Source organism: Sediminispirochaeta smaragdinae DSM 11293, assembly GCF_000143985.1.
GTDB classification, from domain to species: domain Bacteria; phylum Spirochaetota; class Spirochaetia; order DSM-16054; family Sediminispirochaetaceae; genus Sediminispirochaeta; species Sediminispirochaeta smaragdinae.
Genome location: NC_014364.1, coordinates 3,511,666 through 3,532,588, shown reverse-complemented (window position 1 = coordinate 3,532,588; position 20,923 = coordinate 3,511,666). Strand labels below are relative to the sequence as shown.

The following is a 20,923-nucleotide window of genomic DNA, read 5'->3' as shown; positions in this document are numbered from 1 at the left end:
AACACTACTTGTCCGTAAGGGGATACATAACCTTGGCGGAAGTTGGGGTATATTTCGCTGCATTTTATGATTCTGGGATGGTTCTTTGGAGCAATTGTAATGATCGGCGGATATCTTCTGGCCGGCGGTCTCCTCTACGGCTTTGGCCCTGCTCTTGCAGAAGTTCCCGGGAATATCGGGCAGGTTGTGGCCGGGGGAATTGTAGGGATACCCCTTGTTTTTGCGGTTCGAAAGGTGTATCCGCCGCTTGCGACCCTTGGTAAGGCAAGGAAGAGGGAGATGGAGGAGTAAGCTTTACACTATGGATGAGACTGTCATCACAATCGAAAACTTTTCCTTCAGTTATCCGCCTATGGCCTAGGGTGAAGCCCCTGTAAAGGTCAGTGAAGGGTGATGTGTTCACCTGCGGCATGAACACAAAAGAGGCTGAGGTTGCCAGTTTGGCGGGAACGGTCGGGGTCGTATTTCAGGATCCCGAGACGCAACTGTTTACGATGAGTGTGGAAGATGAAGTGGCCTTCGGCTTGGAATGTGCCGGAATGGCTCTGGTAAGACAACGCTGGCAAAGCATCTTGTCGGTTTGCTAAGGCCTTGCGAGGGAAGCGTTTTTCTGTATGGGAAGGATACGAAGGATATGAGCATCGCGCAAATCTCGCGTGAAGTTGGATTTGTTTTTCAGAATCCCGACCATCAGATATTTTGCCCAACTTCTTACCCTGGATGGACCGACCGTTGGACTCGACAGAAAAAGCAGTACCGTTCTTATGGATATTGTAAGGGATGCAAACGACCAGGGGCATACGATTATCATCATGGTGGCGGACGCCCAGAAAACCCGCGGGCTTGACCTGGAAAAAGGATCATTCATTACGCGGCCCAAATCGTACATGCCTATCATCGTATCGGTGATCATCACCGGTTTGAAAGCCAGCACAAATCTTGCAAACGCGATGGAAACCAGAGACTTTTGCGCTACAAAGAAAAAACGGACCTATCTCCATGAGCTGAAGATGACCCGCCTTGACTGCGCTGTGCTTGGTTTTCTTATCTGCTTCATGTCGAGACTTACGATTAGTCGTTTTGCGTTTGGGTATGGAAGTGATGTGATACATATTGTTCCAGTGTGGAATCCAATATATGTTGTTTTTGCCTATTGGGATTGGGATTTTCTTCGAGATAGGAGCAGGCTATGAGCCTGACTCCGATATTTCATTATCAATTTGTTCGGCCCAGATATTTTGGATCTGCGATAAGTGATCTTGCATTGCTGTTTCAGCTAAATCTGGGTTTCGTTTTTTTATTCCATCTAAAATCTTTTGGTGAGCCTCAAATGCCATTTTACTTTGACCGGATTTTGCAAGGGTTACTTCCCGTTTTCTCATTAACCAGGAGCTGAGAGATTGCATTACCCCAATAATTACTGAATTTCCTGTGATTTCTGCTAAGGCTTGGTGAAAAGATAAATCACTTTCGGCAAATTTGTTTCTATCGTTCAGATTCTGCCTGTTGTCCTCTAATGCTAACTCTAGTTTTCTAATTTGCTCTGATCCCGCATCACGCGCAGCCTTTCGTACGAGAGCTACTTCTAATATGAGTCGTATTTCTTGAAATGTAGCTTCACCCTCTGGTGACATCAGAAGAAGCTGAACAACCCCCGACATTTCATCGACTAAGCGCTGGATTGTTGGCTCACGAACTTTTGCCACTGAACCGGATCTAACGTCAATTAAGCCCATTAATTCAAGTTTGGAAATAGCTTCACGAACAGCTGGACGGCCGACACCAAACTCCTCCATCAGCTCTCTTTCTGAAGGCAGCTCTTCGTTAACTTTATACACCCCATTTTTGATATCGTCGAAAAGATGATCAACAATTTCTTCGTAGATTTTTTTCCTATGGATAATTCGCTTTGCCATAAATAGACTACCTCAAAAAGACTCAACCAAATTCTCATTAACGTGATTGGTTGACACGTAAATATGTTAACATATTATACCAGCATAATGTATACCGAATAATCGATGTACGTCAATGCAAGTATGTCCATTACAGGAATATAAAAATACGTTGACAAACTGAAAAGTCAATGGTATAACAGTTGATAAGTTATGTAGTTAACCAATCATACCAGTAAAAGTAACATAAAAGATAATACACAGAAACGGGGAGGTGCTTAGTAGCAGTAAACGTTTAGAAAATTTCGTAAAGCGGAATTTTAATAAAATTGATAGGTCTAAGGAGGACCATTATGAAAAAGATCGCTAGGATCATGTTATCTACGTTTGTCGTTCTTGCTCTCGTGGTATGTATTACTCCTGTCGTAATGGCAAATGGACAAGGTGAGAATTCATCTGACGGCGTTGTTAATCTAAAATTAAGCCATTCGGCGGCTGAAACGCATCGTTATCACAAGGCAGCACTGAAATTCAAGGAGGAAATAGAGAAAAGAACTAATGGAAGATATACCATTACCATTTTCCCTTTGAACCAGCTTGGTACACAGGAAGAAGTAACCGAAGCGGTTCAGCTAGGTACCATTGATATTGCAATTACTTCGGATGATAAGCTGATGACTCTGGTTCCTGATTTTAGTGTTCTTGGAATGCCTTTTCTTTTTCGAGATTATGACCATGCCTATTCAACGTTGAACGGTGAAGTTGGTGACCTGCTTTCAAAGAAGCTTGAAGAAAAAAATGTCATGGTCATTTCGTGGTTAGAGAATGGCTTTCGGCAGATCACAAATAATCGTCAACCTATCTTCTCACCTGAAGATCTTAATGGCCTAAAGATACGTGTTTCGACCTCAAAGGCAAATATGCTTTTTTTTAATACCTGCGGCGCAGCATCCACAAATATTACAACCAGTGAGCTGTATACAGCCCTCCAACTTAACACAGTTGAGGCTCAGGAAAATCCTTTAGCAAATATTATAGATAAAAAACTTTACGAGGTTCAAAAATATCTCTCTATTTCTGGGCATGTACATACAGCAGAACCTATGATTATGTCGAAGAGTACTTTTGATAGTTTAAGTCCTGAGGACAAAAAAATCTTTCTTGAAGTAGGGCGAGAGGTGTCTCAGTGGGCTTTCGATGATGCTAAAAATAGTTTCGACGAAAATATTGAGGCATTGAAGATTAAAGGGATGGAAGTGAATTATATAGACCCTTCCAGATTTAATGATGTTGTCGATGCTGTTTATAACGAATATGGCAAGCAATATAGTGATCTCATCAACAAGATCAAGGCTAACAAATAAAAATGAGGCAAAGCATACAGCGTAATGCTGTATGCTTTACAAGAAATGGAGTGTTTATGGTTAGCATATTGATAGCATTGAACAATAAGATTTATCGAGTACTCAAGATAGCAATCATGATATTTCTTCCTGCAATGAGCATCTTGGTATTTGCCCAAGTAGTTGCAAGACATCTGGGAATTTCACTAGCCTGGAGTGAAGAGCTCTCAAAATACTTTTTCTCATGGCTAACCTATTTGGGTGCTGCTGTTGTATACCGCAGTGGTGGGCATGTGGCAGTAATGTCGTTAGTTAATTCTATAAAGAAACGGTGGTTGAAGAAATCCGTACTCATAATAGGGCACGTGTTGGTATTGATTTTTGTTTGGATTGCAGCGTTTCTTGCTGCGACCTTGGTATTACGATTTTATAATAATGGCCTTACATCCGTAAATATTCCTTTTATTAAAATGGCATATGTTTTTCTCCAGGTTCCTATTGCCAATTTTTGCATCGGAATTTTTGCACTGGAAAAAATACTTGTAGAAGTTTTCGATTATGATATCAAGCACAATAGCATGATGACCAAAAAAAACTGTAAGGAAGAAGGTGCTTCATGAGTATCGCGCTTTTTATTTCGTTTATTGTATTCCTTTTATTAGGGATTCCGATCTCGTTTTGTTTAGCAATGGCAGCAACGTTCTCTATCTATTTCTTTAGTGACGTATCAGTGAGCACTATTGTTCAGAAGATGTTTAGAGGGGTTGATTCTTTCACTCTTATGGCTATTCCATTCTTCATTTTTGCTGGGAATATAATGGCAAGAGGCGGGGTTTCACGGAAACTAACAAACATTGCCGCTTCCTTTGTTGGCAAAACAACTGGTGGCTTAGCAATGGTGAGTACTTTGGCTTGTACCTTTTTCGGCGCCATTTCTGGGTCTGCTCCGGCCACCACTTCTGCGATTGGTTCTATCATGGTTGAATCGATGGAGAAAAAGGGATACAAAAAAAGTTTTTCGGCAGCAACAATAGCAGCCTCCGGTCCTATCGGATTATTAATTCCCCCAAGTAATAATATGGTCTTATTTGGGGCAATAGCTGGTGCCTCTATTGGAGAACTTTTCCTTGGTGGCATTGTACCGGGTTTGATGATGGCAATTGGTCTGATGATACTTGAATATGTTATCAGCAAGAAAAGAGGATATGAAGGATCGGAAAAAGCTTCATTGGGAAGAATTGGCGCTGCACTAAAGGATGGGATCTGGGCAATCTTGATGCCAGGAATCATTCTTGGAGGCATTTACGGTGGAATTTTTACTCCGACAGAGGCTGCTGCAGTTGCTGTCGTATATGGTACGATAATCAGTGTTTTTGTTTATAAAATGCTAAGATTCTCGGATTTCAAGAAAGTAATTTATTCTTCTGCAAAAAGCACTGCTTCTATAATGTACCTTGTTGCATGTGCACATCTTTTTAGCTATATTCTTGCTAGTGAATCTATTCCACAAATGTTTGCGCGCTATCTTGTAACGGTCTCAAACAATCTTTTAGTTATTCAACTTCTCATGATGTTAGCTTTGCTTTTTGTCGGAACTTTTTTGGATAATGCTGTTGCGGTAGTCCTGTTGACGCCTATTTTTTATCCGGTTATTGAAGCAATGGGAGGAAACCTTGTTTATTTTGGGGTCCTCTTTATTTTTGCCCTTGCTATCGGTCAGATCACGCCTCCTGTTGGATTGTGTTTATTTGTTTCCTGTAATATCGCCGATGAATCAATTGAAAGGATATCCATAGAGATAATTCCATTTGTCGTAGTATTAATCGTAATCTTACTTATTTTGAATTTTTTTCCGAGTCTCATTACTTTTATTCCCAATATTTCAGGTATATAGCGAACTGCGAAGGAACAAGATATGAAAAACGAATTTGATATTGCTGTAATGCCAGGTGATGGAATTGGTCAGGAGATCACAAGGCCGTCATTTGATTTAGTTGCTGATGTTGCATCTGAGTTTGGCGTTAAACTTACATATACTGAGATTGAAGCGGGGGCGGATCTGTATAGACGAACAGGGGAGAGTTTTCCTGAAGAAAATTTTATTCGTGCTAAACAAGCTGATGCCATCTATTTAGCTGCCATGGGATTACCAAATGTTAGATATCCTGATGGAACAGAGATAGGCCCTCAGCATGATTTAAGAAAACGGTTAGAACTTTATGCCGGAGTACGTCCATGTATAACAATGCCGGGATTACCTCTCCCTTTAATTGATGAACGGAGCAAAGCGCTTAACTTTGTCATTGTACGAGAATCCACTGAAGGCATATTTGCCTATCCTAGATCACATGAGTTGGACAGCCATGAGGCTGCATATAATCTAATAAAAATAACTCGAAGAATATCTGAGAAGCTATTTGACTACAGTTTTAGCTTAGCACAAAGGCGAAAGAGTAAAGGAACTCGAGGCCTTGTAACATGCATTGATAAGGCGAATGTTTTATCATCGATGTTCTTTTTCAGAAGTATTTTTAACGAAGTGAAAGAGCATTATCCGGAAATATCGACTGAATACATGTACGTCGATGCTGCCGCGTTAAACCTTATCAGGAGGCCTTGGGAATTCGATGTTTGCCCAGTAGAGAACCAATTTGGTGATATTTTGTCAGATGAAGCAGCCGCATTAATGGGAGGAATGGGGATGTCGCCATCTGGTGAAATTGGTGATGATAATGCAGTGTTTCAACCTTGCCATGGAAGTGCACCCGATATTGCCGGGAAGGGTATAGCCAACCCTACGGGCATGATCCTTTCTGGTGCAATGATGCTTGATTACTTGGGTACTAAATTTTCAAATGATGCCGCGATACAAGCTAGTGAGACCTTGATAGAAGCGGTAAAATCGGCTTACCGGACTAAGAAGTTATTACCCTATGAATTAGGTGGTAGTTCTGGAACAGCGGAGATTTTTGGGCTGGTAAACAAAGCATTAGAAAAGGACTGATTATGTTTGTTGTGACGGTAATATTTGATGTGAAAGATGAGTATGTGGACAAATTCATTGAGCATAGCTTTTCACAAGCTAAAGCATCTTTGGCTATGGAGAAGGGATGTCATCAATTTGATATTTCTGTTAATTCATTAAGAGAAAATAGTTTTCTTCTTTATGAGGTTTATCAAGATAAAGCGATGTTTGAATGTCATTTGAAGTCGAATCATTATCTTGTCTACGATAATGCAATAAGAGATTGGATAAACAGTAAAGAAGTCATGTCTTGGAAAAAAGTGGAATAATTTATTACGTATGGTTATAGGAAGAGCGAGGATATTCCATGGCTAATCAATTATACATAGGGTGTATTGCAGATGATTTTACTGGCGCAAGCGATGCTGCCTCATTCCTTACACAGGGAGGATTGAAGACCCTGCTTTTAAATGGTGTTCCAGAAGATGATCGGAACATCGATGATGATTTTACCGCAATTGTCATTGCTTTGAAAACCAGGACCCAAGAGGTGAAAAAAGCGGTTTATGATACAAATAAGGCGTTTGAATGGTTAAGGAAACGAAAGGCCGTTCAGATTTTCTTAAAGTATTGTTCTACGTTTGATTCTACTCGCCATGGTAATATTGGACCCATTGTCGATAACGTGCTGAACAAGACTGGATCGAAATATACTATTCTTTGTCCTGCAGTACCTATTAATAAAAGAATTGTACGCAATGGTTGTCTTTATGTCGATGGTGTTCCTTTGAACGAAAGCTCAATGAAACACCATCCACTTACTCCAATGTGGGATAGCGATATTGCAAATTTAATGAAGCCACAGGGAAAATATGAATGCCTCAAACTTGATCAGTATTTGATGAAAAAACCTAAAGAAGAAATCCTTTCACTCATACATAGGTTTGGAAGCGATAAAGAACATTTTTATGTAATTCCTGATTTTGTCTATGATGAAGATGCAAAGAAAATTGTAGATGTTTTTGGTGACTTAGTACTTTTGACCGGAGGTTCCGGTCTTATGACTGAGCTTGCGAAAAGGTATTCCAATTCTGATAATCCTTCTTCAGGGAAGGTGAGCATGGGGACCGCTGGGCACGCTCTTATTTTATCTGGGAGCTGTTCACAAGCAACACTGGCACAGATTGATGTTTTTAAGCACCGGGGTGGGAAATCCATAAAGATTGACTCCTCAAAACTGACAGGTTCGGAAGAAATCGAACGCCTTTGGGACTTTGTGTTGGAACATCGTAGTAAACCTGTCTTGGTCTATAGTTCAAATGTTACCGCACATATTTCTGAGGAAGTAAAACAATCAAAGCAATGGCGGTCGGTTGCAGGTTTGCTGGAAGACACTGCAGCAGAAATTGCTTGGCGAGCTGTAAAAGCAGGCTTTACCAGAATCATTGTTGCTGGTGGTGAAACCTCGGGTGCCGTTACCAAACGGCTTGGCTATAATTCTTTGCTCATCGGGGAAAGCGTGTCACCTGGTGTTCCCATTATGATTCCAATCAACGACAACAAAATGAGAATAGTCTTAAAATCTGGAAATTTCGGCGGTGAAGATTTCTTTATACGGGCCTTAGACATGACAAAAGAATAGTAAAATGGGAGGCAATACTATGCGCAGTGGACTTTCGAAGAAGTACAAGATTGCGCTATGGGTCGCGAAAAGTCTTTTTGAACGAAATAAGGTCTCGGGCTCATCAGCAAACATGAGTTTCCGTCATAATGGGCTGGTTTATATTACTGCCAGTAATACTTGCTTTGGTTCTTTGACCAGCAGACGGTTTTCGGTGGTTGACATAGAAGGCAATCGACATAATGGTATTACTCCCAGTAAAGAACTACCATTGCATCTTCTCCTGTACAAGAAAAGTGAAAACATACAGGCGGTAATACATACACATAGTTTTTACTCGACTCTTTGGTCGTGTTTGGATCATTCTGCTAATACTATGGACGTGATACCAAATTACACTCCCTATCTGAGAATGAAGCTTGGTTCTGTGGGGCTCGTTCCATACGCTAAACCTGGTTCGAGAGAGTTGTTTGAGGCATTTCAGCTTCGGCTTGATAAAAGTGATGGGTTTTTACTGGAACACCATGGGCCTATTGTCGGGGGCGCCGATCTTGAATCGGCGTTCTATATTCTAGAAGAATTAGAAGAAAGTGCAAGAGTTGCTTGGATGCTACGTAATGTGCATGCGCAAGTTCTTCCCTAATGGAGCGTAATTCGAAACAAAGCAAGGGAAGGGGGCCCGCGGATTTAGTACGATCTATATAATTTTTCCAGTAAAGTGTCTTTTTTTTGTTTAGATTATGCGAAAAGGCATGTGATCGTTTATAGTAACAGGAAATGAAGCTCCATTTTAAATTCCAGATCAGTTTACTGATTTTGGTCTGTTGTATACTCATCATCTCTTCCATCACTACCCTGCTTGCCGTTTTGTCTATTAGCAAACGGGTGGATACAGAAAAAGCTGGTCAGCTTTTTAGTGAGACGGGAAACAGAGTTCAGGATGAATTGACAAAAATGCTTGTTCAGGCTCAAAAATCGGTACATCAGGTGGCAACAGTTCCTGGAATCGCTGATAAGCAAAATGATGATGGATTATCCTTACCTTTTATACGCTATTTTGTTGAGCTCTTAAACAATTACCCGGAAATTTATTCCGTGTATCGCGGTTTTTCCGATAATACCTTCCTTCAGTTAATTCATGCAGGTACCGACGAAAAGATCATACGTAAGCATGAAGCACCGGACGGGACTGTCTATATTCTACGGTCGATAATTATGATGGATGAGAAAGGAGAGGCAGCGCGTGAGCTATGGACCTATCTAAACGAGGACTTGGAGGTCGTTGGAAAGCGCGTACATGATAGGGTTGAGTATACGGCATCATCTCGTCCGTGGTTTCTTTTGGCTCGGGAGAACCTTCAGGAAGGTGTGCTAACAGATACGTATCTCTTTGATTCTTTCCAAGAACCCGGCATAACTGCTGCCAAATCAATAGGAACACAATGCGTCGTAGGTATAGATATAACGCTGGCAAGTTTGGAGGATTTTCTCAACAATCTTTATGTCTCTGAGAACTGTAGAACAGCCTTATTGGACGCTAAAGGTTCTATTCTTGCCTCGAATAGCAAATTAAAAGAGTGGATCGGCTCTTCAAATGATTTTTTGGCGCCTATTAATACGACATTTAATGATAATACCGACATGCAAAGTTTGAGTGAAGTTGTCCTTCCCCCCACAAGGGAAGGAGCGTTTTCCATACGCGATACATATATGATCTGGAGCCGCTCTTGGGAACCGATAGGGGGACATGTTTTTGATCTCATTATGATAGCCCCATCTGAGGATTTCTTGGGCTATCTGGTAGAGATGCGACAAAGGGCTATTGCTTCTGCTTTGTTTCTACTTTTTTTGCTCTTCCCCTTTGTTATGCTTGGCAGTAGGAGGCTTAGCCACTTTCTTACTATCCTTGCACGTGAAGCGAGACGGATGAAGAATCTTGATTTTAACGGCGATGTTCCTCAGAAAACGATCATAGTGGAATTTGCAGAATTATCTGAAGCATTTGCATTGATGAAAAGCGCCTTAAAAGCAAAGACGAAAGATTTGCAGATTGCCACTGTGAAGCTTCAGCGAATAATCGATTTGGGAATAGCTATGTCCGTTGAAAAGAATACAGATCTTCTGACAGAGATGATACTCAAAGGTGCAAAGGAAATAGGCGATGCCGACGGTGGGAGTTTATATCTCAAAAAGGGTGACCATCTGGAGTTCCAGGTAGTTTTGAATGATAGTCTGAACATAGCGCAGGGAGGGGCTGAGAAAGAAAGAGTTAGGCTACCGCATGTTCCATTATATAAGGAAAATGGAGAACCTAATCGGAACAATGTGGTCTCCTGCGCAATACATGACCAGCGGACCATCGTCGTTGATAACGCTTATGAGAGTAAAGGGTATGATTTTACCGGTACAAGAGAATTCGACACATTCAACAACTACAAGTCGATTTCTTTTATGACTGTACCTTTGCAGGTACAGGGAGGGGATATGATCGGTGCTCTGCAGCTGATCAATGCCCGTTCTCCTGTCGAAGGACAGATTATTCCTTTCAGTGACTCGGTTAAGACGTTTATCGAGGCGTTAAGTGCTGAGGCTGCGGCCATCTATCAAGCTAAGGCCCTTATCAACTCCAATGACAGACTCCTTGAGTCCTTTATTCAGCTCATAGCTGGTGCGATTGATACCAAAAGTCCCTATACCGGAGGACATTGTAAAAGAGTCCCGGAGCTGGCCATCATGCTGGCGAATGAAGCGGAACGGACCTCTGCCGGCCCGCTTGCTGATTTCAGGTTTTCTTCCGACGAGGAACGAAAGGCCTTTCGATATGGTGCCTGGCTCCATGACTGCGGTAAGATAACGACACCGGAATATGTGGTGGATAAATCAGTCAAATTGGAAACCATCAATAACCGGATTCATGAAATACGAATGCGCTTTGAGATTTTCCTCAGGGACCTGAAGATCGAAGAATTGGAAGCTGTTATGTCAGGGAAGAATCCTGCTGATGCCCGTACAGCAAGGGAGGAAGAGGAAGATACACTATTTGATGACTTTTCATTTATTGCCGAGTGTAATTATGGCAATCGTTATCTCAGCGATGGTGATATCAAACGCTTACGTCTCATTGGAAATAGAAAGTGGTTCAGAAGAATGGACCCCTCTCTCGGATTATCATGGGCCGAACACGAACGATTTGTAGAATCAGGTCGAACCACCAAACCCGGATGGGAATTTTTACTCGATGATCGGAAAGATCACATCATTCGTTTACAGGCTCAGAGTAGAAACGACTATAAAGGTCTTGGTTTTATGCTTGAGCAACCGGAGTACCTTTATAACAATGGCGAACTGTATAATTTGTCTATTCCCGTCGGCACCCTTAATCGAGAAGAGCGATATAAAATCAACGAACATATCATACAAACCATAATGATGCTTCAAACACTGCCTTTCCCCGATGCACTAAAAAGAGTCCCCGAATTCGCCGGAACACATCACGAACGGCTTTCGGGGGATGGGTATCCCAGAATGCTTAAGGCTGATGATCTATCTATTCCTTCCCGAATAATGGCGATTGCCGATATCTTCGAAGCCCTGACAGCTGGCGACAGGCCGTATAAAAGAGCGAAGAAGATATCGGAAGCCATCGAGATATTATATCAATTCAAAAAGGACAATCACATCGATCCTGACCTGTTCAACCTTTTTCTTACGTCCGGAATTTTCAGCGTCTATGCAAAGCAGCATCTTCCCCCGGATCTCATTGACGAAGTGGATATTGAGCAGTATTTGGATTAATGATATTACACGTTATCTTTCAGAACCCCAGCTTCTGCGAACCTGGTAACTTGGCGTGAAGCAGTTCCGGGAGATGCCAGCGTTCCTGGCCCTCCCACACAGCCGCCTGGACATGCCATACCCTCTACAAGGTTAGGGCTGGTCTCGCCTTTTTTAATTCTTTTAAGCATTTCCAGACAGTCGGCAAGAGTATCGGCCCTTTCAAATTGGATATCGGAAATGCCGAACCTATTCTCTACTGTTTTGATGATGGCATCTCCAACACCTCCCGCATTCGCATATCCCCGGCCGAGAGCACTGGCATCATTAATGGGATGGCCGTCTGTAATAGACATGAGATCGATTCCAAAGGCCACAAACAGGGCGGCCAGTTCTTCAAAGGTCAGCACATGATCGATATATTCCGAAACCTCTTCTGTCAGGGCCTCGTACTTTTTCGCAATACACGGTCCGATGAATATGATTTTTGCGTCGGCATCGGTCTCCTTGATCTTTTTTGCCGTCTCGACCATAGGCGTATAGCTGTCGGTTATGTTTTCAGCCAAATCCGGGAAAGAGGCACGTGCCGCCATCACCCATGAGGGGCAGCAGGATGTACCCAAAAAATCACCATGTCCGGCAGAATATGTTCCAGCCAGGAGAACGGTATCGCAGTCCGCGCCGTAGGCAACCTCCATAACTCTGTCAAATCCAAGTTTTCCTATGCCTTCAAAAATCATCTCCGGCGTTACTTTATTTCCGAACTGTCCGGTAAAGGAAGGTGCTACAATTGCGTACAACTTCTGTCCCAGGGGGTTTTCATCATGTTCCAGCAGGCTGAATGTCACCTGAACAATCTCCGATTTATCCGAAATCGCACCGAACGGGCATGAGACTGTGCATAAGCCGCAGCTTACACAGACCTTCTGATCTATCCGGGCAAAGCCTTCTTCATCAGAATCTATAGCACCGACTCCGCATGCTTCGGCACAGGGGCGTACCATTCTGGTAATGGCGGAATAGGGACACACCTGGACACATTTCATGCATTTTATACATTTATCCTGATCGATATGGGCCTTTCCCTCGGGAAAGGTAATGGCGTTTCGCGGACAGACAATTGAACAGGGATGGGCCATACAGGATTGACACTTATCGGTAACGATCACCTCATCCTCTGGGCATTTTTCGCAGGCGGCACGGATTACGTTCACAAGGGGGACGTCGATTATTTTCTCGCTGGTAAATGCCCTTTCTATTCCGCGGGAAACCGGCATATTCTCACGCTCTTCTATCAGCGGTAGCCCGAATGCCAGTCGTAGTCGCTGCTTTACAATGGAAAGCTCCCGGTATGAACAGCAGCGGTATGCAGGTTTACCCATTTCAATAATATTAAAAGGAAGTGACTCAATTTCCGACGGATCTTTTCCTTCGATGATAAATTGTACCGTTTCCATGAGAAGCCGCCTGCGCAGATCTGTTACCGGAGTGTAGATGCCGCGCATTCGCTCAAAGATCCTTTTGACGCCGTATCCTTTCATGGTTATGGTTCCCGATTATCCCGGATGCGTTTGTAAACTTCATCAAGAATTGCCTCGGGCTTTGCCTGCATAACATAGTCGTCGTCGATTTTAACTACGGGAGATCTTCTCGAATGATCGCAAAGCTCGTCCGGGCATGACATTTCCTCAATGATACAGTGATCTTTGATACCTTCTTCTGCCCGCAACGTTTCCATGAGCTGAGAGGCTCCTCGAAATGTGCAATTGGTACCCATACAAACGGAAACATGCATTTTTGCCTCTTTTTGTTGGTGTTCCCCCATGCACAGCACTCCCTTGTGACAGTGTTCGTTATAATCAGTATAGAAGAGACATTTACAGAAAGAAAGCTTTCCGGCCTGATTGTTTGATTTACTTCCGGCAATTCATTACCGTTTAAGTATGAAATACAGGAAGGAGGCAGAGAAAATGTCAGCAAATCATGAACATCATCATGATCATTCCGAACACCACCGGATGATGATTCGGGATTTTCGAAAGCGCTTCTATGTTACTCTTATCCTTACCATTCCTGTTCTTGCCCTTTCTCCGCTTATCCAGAAATTTATGGGATTTACCCTTGGATTCAAAGGAGATACCTTTGTCGTTTTTGCCCTTGCAACAGTAATCTTTTTTTACGGCGGCTGGCCGTTTCTTTCCGGCTTGGTCGGGGAGCTGAAACAGAAAAATCCCGGAATGATGACGCTTATCGGCCTTGCCATTACAGTGGCTTATGTCTACAGCGCCGCAGTAAGCTTCGGACTGGACGGCTCTCCTTTTTACTGGGAACTGGCTACGCTGATCGCAATCATGCTTGCCGGCCACTGGATTGAGATGGCCTCTGTACTGAGCGCATCATCGGCCCTTGAGAAGCTGGCCCAATTGATGCCCAGTGAGGCTCACCGGAAAAGCGGCGGCGATATAATCGATGTCCCTCTGTCCGAGGTTCACAAAGGAGATTTGCTGGTCATCAAACCTGGGGAAAAAATTCCATCCGACGGTCTTGTAGAAAACGGCGGGAGCTATATCGATGAATCAATGCTGACCGGTGAGTCCCGGCCGGTGCGGAAGGGAGAGGGTGACAGGCTTATCGGCGGCTCGATAAACGGTGACGGCGCACTGGAGCTAAGAGTAGAGGGAACCGGAGAGGATTCCTATTTGTCGAAGGTTATCACCATGGTCAGGGAGGCCCAGGCTGCGAAATCGAAAACCCAGGCGCTTTCTGACAGGGCCGCCTTCTGGCTTACCATTGTAGCCATATCCGTTGGTGTCGTGACGCTTCTGGCATGGCTATTTGTTGGAAAGGACCTGCAGTTCGCCATCACCCGCATGGCCACGGTGATGGTCATTACCTGCCCCCATGCCCTCGGCCTTGCAATTCCCCTGGTGGTTGCGGTCTCTACCGCAAAATCGGCGCAGAACGGTTTGCTCATACGAAACCGCACCGCATTTGAGAATGCGCGAAAAATAACAACGGTTGTCTTTGACAAAACCGGAACCTTAACAAAGGGGACATTTGAGGTTACAGCCATAGACCTGCATGACAACCAGTTCGATGAAAGACAGCTGCTCACTTACGCGGCGGCACTGGAAGCGCAATCCGAGCATCCTATAGGAAAGAGCATCGTCGCTCATGCAAAAAAGGAAAGCATCAGGCCAGAACTTGCGGAAAACGTTCAGGCAATCAAAGGCAAGGGGGTATCGGGAACGATTGCCGGAAGAGCGATACATGTTGTCAGCCCCGGCTATCTTGAGGAACAAGAACTCCGGCGTCCGGAACATGCCGGCCATAAGGGAGGCGTTTCCCGTGTATTTGTCATTGTCGACGGAAGTGTGGCAGGGTCCATAGCCCTCTCAGATACAATTCGCCCGGAATCCTATCAGGCTGTCAAAGCCCTGCGGAAGAGGGGAATCAAGTGCTGGATGCTCACCGGTGACAACCGGGAAACTGCTGCGGCTGTGGCAAATGAGCTCGGGATGGATGGTTTTTTCGCGGAGGTTCTGCCGGATCAGAAACAGGAAAGGATCAGGGAATTGCAGAACGGTGGCGAGTATGTCGCCATGACCGGAGACGGAGTGAATGACTCCCCAGCCCTGGCACAGGCGGAGATCGGTATCGCGGTGGGGTCCGGGACCGATGTCGCCGCTGCTACGGCCGATATCATTCTTGTGGAATCCAATCCCCGGGATATAACGGCGCTTATCCTTTTCGGCAGGGCAACCTACCGGAAGATGGTACAGAACCTCATATGGGCAAGTGGTTATAACGTGGTGACCATCCCTCTTGCGGCCGGGGTACTGTATAGCGCCGGAATAGTGCTTTCTCCCGAGATCGGGGCGATACTGATGTCACTTTCAACGGTGATTGTCGCAATCAATGCCAGATTGCTTAGAATAAGAAAAGAAGACGTATAGGAGGCAAAAATATGATGAATGGATGGGGATGGTATCCCGGAACAATGCACTGGGGATATGGAGGAGGTATAGTAATGATACTGATATTAGCAGGCCTGATTGTAGGAGGCGTCTTTCTTATCCGGTGGGCGCTTAACCGTCCCGGTGGCGGATGGCATGAAGGTACCGCAAATGACAAACAAACTGCAGAAGAAATCCTTGATGAGCGGTATGCCAAAGGCGAGATTTCCAGGGAAGAGTACATGCAGATGAAGGCCGATCTTGGGAATAAAGCTTAGTTTAACATTACAGGAGGATTGGTATGACTATAATAAAACGGTGTGCAATCGGTATACTAAGTTTGAGTTTTTTACTGGTTCCGGCGTTTGTTCTCACGGCAAATGAAGGTGGGCACGGCAGCGGTATCGACCAGATAATTGCAGAAATCGAGCAAACCCAGGGTGTAGACACCATCAGCGAAATAAATCCCGACAGGGTCTCTCCAAAGCTTCTGGAAGAACTTGGTGATGCAGTTATGGGGATTATGATTTCGGATGAACAGCAACATGAATGGATGGATCAGATGATGGGAGGAGAGGGCTCTGAGCAGCTTGCTTCCATGCACCGCCTTATGGGCTACCGCTATCTCCAGAGTAACGGAGATCTTAGCTCCGGGCTTTGGGGGCCGGGAATGTCGGGATACGGCATGATGGGTCCGGGCATGATGGGTTCCTGGGGAGTAAGCAGCGGATGGTACGGTCCGGGCAGCCCTGACGTGATGGCCGGATTGATGACCCCCTGGCTCTGTGCGATTTGTCTTGTACTGTTGATTGCCGTGATCGTTCTTATTATTGCACTGGTAAAAGCAAAAAAGACACGTATAACCTTTGACTCAGGGACAGCGAAAGAGATTATCCGTTCGCGCTATGCCAAAGGAGAGCTATCCAGGGAGGATTATCTCCAGCTAAAGGATGATTTGAAAGAAAACTAATAATCCAGACGCTAAGTATTGGGCACCTCTGTCTCTATTGAACTGGGAGAGAAGCGGTAAGCTCTTGTGTAACCTCCGAGTGGTATTATGCCTGGATCTCCTCGTCGAAATAGCTCCAAAACCACTTTACATTTTGTCAATTTTGTTTTATATGAAACAAAATTGACATGGGAACGTGGTTCATGGATGAAATAAGGATGGGGTTGGAACTCCGCACGTTGAATAATCTTGTCCGGCGTTATTTTGAGTTTTCTTCCAATAAAAAGGAAATCGAGGCAATAACCGGGAACAACGGGTGGATCATTGGATATCTTGCGAGAAATACAGATGCGGGAAGAGATGTTTACCAGAAAGATATTGAAGAACATTTCAATATTACCAGATCGACTGTGTCGAATGTGCTCAGCCTGATGGAGCAAAAAGGCTTGATTCAAAGGTTGGCCGTCAAGCATGATGCACGCTTAAAAAAAATTGTTCTCACAAAAAAGGCAAAGAAGATTCAGGACCTCATGAGGGAAGATATTGACCGGATGGAACGTATTCTGACCCAGGGGTTTACGGACGACGAATTGAAAATGCTGTACATGCTTTTACAACGGATGAAGGAAAATATATCTAATAAATAAATTCCCTCTATGTAGTACGCAAGCAACAGGTTAAGGAGATCATTATGATTAAAGTACTACTATCCAGTATCCGGCAGTATAAAAAAGATTCTATCCTGACGCCGGTATATGTGATATTTGAATCCATTATGGAAGTCTTAATACCTACGTTAATGGCTTATCTGATTGACTACGGAATCATGCAGGAAGATATGTCCAATGTGTTTAAAATAGGCTTGGGACTGGTTTTCTGCTCTATGATATCCCTCATTTCCGGCATTCTGGCGGGACGTAGCGCCGCTATAGCATCTGCCGGTTTTGCAAAGAATTTGCGCCATGATATATATTACAATGTTCAGAATTTTTCATTTTCGAATGTTGACAAGTTTTCTACTGCAAGTTTGGTTACCCGGCTGACTACAGATATTACCAATGTCCAGAATGCCTATATGATGTTCATCCGCATGGCGATACGAAGTCCCTTTATTATGATTTTTGCCTTGATCATGGCCTTCCGCATAGATGCTCATATCTCTCTGATTTTTCTTGTGATTATGCCCGTGCTCTTATTCGGTCTTTTATTTATTGCTACATACGTTCATCCAATTTTTGTGAGGATCTTTAAGACATACGATAAGTTGAATAGCGTTGCCCAGGAGAATCTGAGAGGAATACGTGTTGTAAAATCATTTACCAGAGAGGCTCATGAAGAAAAAAAGTTCGGTAGGATATCTGAGCTCATTTTTAAAGATTTTTCCAAAGCCGAAAAGATACTGGCATTCAATATGCCGCTCATGCAATTTTGCGTCTATGCCGCTATGATATTGATTTCATGGCTCAGTGCAAAGGCTATAATTGCCAGCAATAATAATCCGGCTATAGGTCTTTCCACCGGCGATCTTACCGGGCTTATTACGTATACAATGCAGATCTTAATGAGCTTGATGATGCTTTCCATGGTCTTTGTCATGATCATCATTTCCCGAGCATCTGCTGAACGTATTGTTGAGGTTCTGACAGAGGAGAGCGATCTTAAAAACTGTGATGAGCCTGTATATGAGGTGAAAAATGGCTCTGTTTCCTTTGAAAACGTTAGTTTCTCTTATGCGAGGAAAACAGACAAACCGGTTCTCGATGGCATCAATTTCTCCATAGAATCGGGGGAAACGGTTGGTATTCTTGGCGGAACTGGGGCATCGAAATCTAGTTTGGTCCAACTTATTCCTCGTCTTTATGATGTAGTAAGCGGAAGGTTAACCGTCGGTGGTGTAGACGTTCGAAATTACGACATTGAATCATTGCGCAATCAGGTTGCCATGGTCCTGCAAAAGAACGTTTTGTTTTCCGGAACGATCAAAGAAAACCTTCGCTGGGGCAATGAACATGCTTCCGATGAAGACTTAATCAGGGTTTGCAAACAGGCACAGGCCGACAGTTTCGTACAGGAATTTCCCGATACATATGACACCTATATTGAACAGGGTGGCGCCAATGTTTCCGGCGGTCAGAAACAGCGGTTGTGTATTGCAAGAGCACTGTTGAAAAATCCAAAAATACTGATACTTGATGATTCCACCAGTGCTGTAGACACCACGACGGATTCTCTGATTCGGCATGCATTTAAAAAGGAAATTCCCGATACGACAAAGATTATCATCGCTCAGCGCATAAAGTCGATCCAGGATGCAGACAAAATCATTGTGCTGGATGAGGGCAGGATTAATGCCATAGGAACGCATGATGAGCTACTTGAGACATGCAAGATTTACCGAGAAGTGTATGAATCCCAGAACAGAGAGAGTCTTATTCATGAATAATACAAAAGAGACGAAAATAGAAGGAAACTTGAATTCGGCAAGAGAGCCTGTATTTAAACAGTTCAAGCCCGGCACAATTAAACGATTGTTATCGTATATGAAGGAATATAGGCTTCGGCTCACTTTCGTCATTATCTGTATCATACTCAGTGCGGGGGCCAATGCTGCATCGGCATTGTTCCTGCAGTCTTTGATTGACACCTATATCATCCCTTTACTTGGACAGCAGCATCCCGATTTTTCTTTGCTCCTGCGGGCCCTGCTCTTCATGGGATCAATATATAGTATCGGAGTTTTGGCAACGCTTTTCTATAACAGAATGATGGTGGTTATTTCTCAAGGGACGCTCAAACGTATACGCGATAACATGTTTGCGCATATGCAGAGTCTGCCTATTAAATTCTTTGATACGCACAGTCATGGTGATGTTATGAGCTATTACACCAATGATGCCGACACACTGCGTCAAATGATGTCCCAAAGCCTGCCTCAGATGTTTGCGTCCGTTGTCACGATTGCCACGGTGTTCTTTTCCATGTTGTACCTCAGTGTATGGCTGACAGTCTTTGTTGTCTTGTTCACATTGGCCCTATTAAAATTAATCAAACTACTGGTCGGAAAAAGTAGTGTCCACTTTATGAAGCAACAGGAATCCTTAGGAGACGTGGATGGATATATTGAGGAAATGATCAACGGGCAAAAGGTCGTTAAGGTTTTCTGTTATGAGGAAAAAGCAAAAGAAGCCTTTGATAAAAAAAATGATGAGCTCTGTGCGAGTGCTACTCAGGCCAACAAATACGGGAACATCACTATGCCTATTGTAGCCAACATGGGATATGTGTTATATGTGCTCCTTGCCATTGTCGGCGGGGCTGCTGCTATTGGAGGCATCAAAAACATTAGCCTCTCTGGAGCCGATGTTTTAACCATCGGTACCATTGTCTCTTTTCTTACCTTGTCCCGCAGTTTTATTATGCCTATCGGCCAGGTTTCCATGCAGTTTAATATGGTAATTATGGCCCTGGCCGGCGCATCGCGTATTTTTGATTTTCTCGATGCAGAAGAGGAAAAGGACGAGGGATATGTTACCCTGGTCAATGCCAAAGAAGAAAACGGCGAGATCAGGGAGTGTCGCGAGCGTACAGACATCTGGGCCTGGAAGCATCCTCATGGCGATGGTTCGCTTACCTATACGAAAATGAAGGGAAAAATTGTTTTTGATAATGTCGATTTCGGGTATGAAAAAAACAAGATTGTCCTCCATAATGTCGACCTGTATGCCGAACCGGGGCAAAAAGTGGCGCTTGTAGGCGCTACCGGTGCAGGTAAAACCACTATAACAAACCTTATTAATCGGTTTTATGATATTGCAGACGGCAAAATACGTTACGATACTATCAACATCAACAAAATTAAAAAGCCGGACCTTCGACGTTCACTCGGTATTGTATTGCAGGATGTAAACCTATTTACCGGTACCGTGATGGAGAACATACGGTATGGCAAGCTGGACGCAAGCGATGAGGAATGCATAGCTGCTGCTAAACTTTCTAACGCGGACAGTTTCATTCACATGTTGCCCCAGGGATATGATACGGTGCTTGAAGGCAACGGCAGCGGTCTCTCTCAGGGACAAAGGCAGTTAATCTCCATTGCACGCGCGGCGGTTGCAGATCCCCCGGTAATGATTCTCGATGAGGCGACCTCCTCTATTGATACGAGAACCGAAGCCATCGTGCAAAAGGGTATGGATGCTCTTATGAAAGGACGTACGGTTTTTGTGATTGCTCATCGTCTTTCCACAATTCGCAATGCCGATATCATTATGGTTCTGGAACATGGGCATATTATTGAGAAAGGAAATCATGAACAGCTAATTGAGAAGAAAGGAAAGTATTATCAACTTTACACAGGAGCCTTTGAGCTTGAATAATACTAAGCCTGTAACATCAAGAACCTGATCAATCTCGCCTTGAT

The 20,923-nt window shown here is 43.9% G+C and carries 20 protein-coding genes and 1 pseudogene; 18 read left to right on the top strand and 3 right to left on the bottom strand.

All coding sequences use genetic code 11. The annotated features are described in order from the left end of the window. Positions 1 to 66 precede the first annotated feature (66 nt). The 4 genes and pseudogenes from SPIRS_RS16595 (at position 67) to SPIRS_RS22600 (ending at position 1,193) form a co-directional block, all read left to right on the top strand. Positions 67 to 291 (top strand): ECF transporter S component, encoded by a 225-nt coding sequence (locus SPIRS_RS16595; protein ID WP_083771529.1) that lies wholly within the window; start codon positions 67 to 69, stop codon positions 289 to 291. Between the two features lie 92 nt (positions 292 to 383). Further along, the gene (locus SPIRS_RS22535; RefSeq protein WP_171814779.1) at positions 384 to 587 is read left to right on the top strand and encodes an ATP-binding cassette domain-containing protein; all 204 of its coding nucleotides are present in this window, start codon (positions 384 to 386) and stop codon (positions 585 to 587) included. After that, positions 581 to 631 (top strand): annotated as a pseudogene (locus tag SPIRS_RS22720) (hypothetical protein); the annotation flags it as partial. The gene SPIRS_RS22535 and the pseudogene SPIRS_RS22720, both read left to right, overlap by 7 nt. Positions 632 to 656: 25 nt before the next feature. Further along, positions 657 to 1,193, top strand: coding sequence for an energy-coupling factor transporter transmembrane component T (locus SPIRS_RS22600; RefSeq protein WP_013255842.1), 537 nt, complete (start codon positions 657 to 659; stop codon positions 1,191 to 1,193). Here the strand turns inward: SPIRS_RS22600 and SPIRS_RS16580 are convergent. Next, positions 1,188 to 1,916: an FCD domain-containing protein gene (locus SPIRS_RS16580; RefSeq protein ID WP_013255841.1), complete on the bottom strand. Its 729-nt coding sequence runs from the start codon at positions 1,914 to 1,916 to the stop codon at positions 1,188 to 1,190. The two genes, SPIRS_RS22600 and SPIRS_RS16580, sit on opposite strands and share 6 nt — an antisense overlap. Before the next feature lie 332 nt (positions 1,917 to 2,248). Here SPIRS_RS16580 and SPIRS_RS16575 point away from each other — a divergent pair, with 332 nt between their 5' ends. From SPIRS_RS16575 to SPIRS_RS22595, 8 genes are all read left to right on the top strand, one after another. Then, positions 2,249 to 3,259 carry a TRAP transporter substrate-binding protein gene (locus tag SPIRS_RS16575; protein ID WP_013255840.1) on the top strand — a complete coding sequence of 337 codons (1,011 nt, stop codon included), beginning with the start codon at positions 2,249 to 2,251 and terminating at the stop codon, positions 3,257 to 3,259. Positions 3,260 to 3,315: 56 nt separating this feature from the next. Further along, positions 3,316 to 3,858: a TRAP transporter small permease gene (locus SPIRS_RS21870; protein ID WP_013255839.1), complete on the top strand. Its 543-nt coding sequence runs from the start codon at positions 3,316 to 3,318 to the stop codon at positions 3,856 to 3,858. Further along, entirely contained in the window at positions 3,855 to 5,132 is a 1,278-nt protein-coding gene (locus SPIRS_RS16565; protein ID WP_013255838.1) for a TRAP transporter large permease, read from the top strand. Before SPIRS_RS21870 ends, SPIRS_RS16565 begins: the two co-directional genes overlap by 4 nt. A 21-nt stretch (positions 5,133 to 5,153) precedes the next feature. Then, a complete protein-coding gene (locus tag SPIRS_RS16560) occupies positions 5,154 to 6,242 on the top strand; it encodes an isocitrate/isopropylmalate dehydrogenase family protein (protein WP_013255837.1) in 1,089 nt (362 codons plus the stop codon). Between the two features lie 2 nt (positions 6,243 to 6,244). Further along, positions 6,245 to 6,532, top strand: a complete 288-nt coding sequence (locus tag SPIRS_RS16555; RefSeq protein WP_013255836.1) for a putative quinol monooxygenase — start codon at positions 6,245 to 6,247, stop codon at positions 6,530 to 6,532. Between the two features lie 38 nt (positions 6,533 to 6,570). After that, positions 6,571 to 7,845: a 3-oxo-tetronate kinase gene (gene otnK, locus SPIRS_RS16550; RefSeq protein WP_013255835.1), complete on the top strand. Its 1,275-nt coding sequence runs from the start codon at positions 6,571 to 6,573 to the stop codon at positions 7,843 to 7,845. Positions 7,846 to 7,864: 19 nt separating this feature from the next. Then, positions 7,865 to 8,467 (top strand): class II aldolase/adducin family protein, encoded by a 603-nt coding sequence (locus SPIRS_RS16545; RefSeq protein ID WP_013255834.1) that lies wholly within the window; start codon positions 7,865 to 7,867, stop codon positions 8,465 to 8,467. A gap of 134 nt (positions 8,468 to 8,601) precedes the next feature. Then, positions 8,602 to 11,619 carry an HD domain-containing phosphohydrolase gene (locus SPIRS_RS22595; RefSeq protein ID WP_013255833.1) on the top strand — a complete coding sequence of 1,006 codons (3,018 nt, stop codon included), beginning with the start codon at positions 8,602 to 8,604 and terminating at the stop codon, positions 11,617 to 11,619. Positions 11,620 to 11,624: 5 nt separating this feature from the next. Here SPIRS_RS22595 and SPIRS_RS16535 read toward each other — a convergent pair whose 3' ends face one another. Further along, the gene (locus tag SPIRS_RS16535) at positions 11,625 to 13,139 is read right to left on the bottom strand and encodes a monomeric [FeFe] hydrogenase (protein ID WP_013255832.1); all 1,515 of its coding nucleotides are present in this window, start codon (positions 13,137 to 13,139) and stop codon (positions 11,625 to 11,627) included. 2 nt (positions 13,140 to 13,141) lie between these two features. Continuing rightward, complete coding sequence (locus SPIRS_RS16530; protein WP_013255831.1) at positions 13,142 to 13,423, bottom strand: NAD(P)H-dependent oxidoreductase subunit E; 282 nt, start codon at positions 13,421 to 13,423, stop codon at positions 13,142 to 13,144. A 145-nt stretch (positions 13,424 to 13,568) separates the two neighbouring features. Between SPIRS_RS16530 and SPIRS_RS16525 the strand changes: the two genes are divergently transcribed. The 6 genes from SPIRS_RS16525 (at position 13,569) to SPIRS_RS16500 (ending at position 20,879) form a co-directional block, all read left to right on the top strand. Next, on the top strand, positions 13,569 to 15,554 hold the full coding sequence (locus SPIRS_RS16525; protein WP_013255830.1) for a copper-translocating P-type ATPase: 1,986 nt from the start codon (positions 13,569 to 13,571) through the stop codon (positions 15,552 to 15,554). A 74-nt stretch (positions 15,555 to 15,628) separates the two neighbouring features. Next, positions 15,629 to 15,832, top strand: coding sequence for an SHOCT domain-containing protein (locus tag SPIRS_RS16520; RefSeq protein WP_245537607.1), 204 nt, complete (start codon positions 15,629 to 15,631; stop codon positions 15,830 to 15,832). A gap of 23 nt (positions 15,833 to 15,855) precedes the next feature. Then, on the top strand, positions 15,856 to 16,524 hold the full coding sequence (locus tag SPIRS_RS16515; protein ID WP_013255828.1) for an SHOCT domain-containing protein: 669 nt from the start codon (positions 15,856 to 15,858) through the stop codon (positions 16,522 to 16,524). A gap of 182 nt (positions 16,525 to 16,706) precedes the next feature. Beyond that, positions 16,707 to 17,150 carry a MarR family winged helix-turn-helix transcriptional regulator gene (locus SPIRS_RS16510; protein WP_013255827.1) on the top strand — a complete coding sequence of 148 codons (444 nt, stop codon included), beginning with the start codon at positions 16,707 to 16,709 and terminating at the stop codon, positions 17,148 to 17,150. Between the two features lie 44 nt (positions 17,151 to 17,194). Then, entirely contained in the window at positions 17,195 to 18,946 is a 1,752-nt protein-coding gene (locus tag SPIRS_RS16505) for an ABC transporter ATP-binding protein (RefSeq protein WP_013255826.1), read from the top strand. Continuing rightward, positions 18,939 to 20,879 (top strand): ABC transporter ATP-binding protein, encoded by a 1,941-nt coding sequence (locus SPIRS_RS16500; RefSeq protein ID WP_013255825.1) that lies wholly within the window; start codon positions 18,939 to 18,941, stop codon positions 20,877 to 20,879. Before SPIRS_RS16505 ends, SPIRS_RS16500 begins: the two co-directional genes overlap by 8 nt. Positions 20,880 to 20,923: the final 44 nt, after the last annotated feature.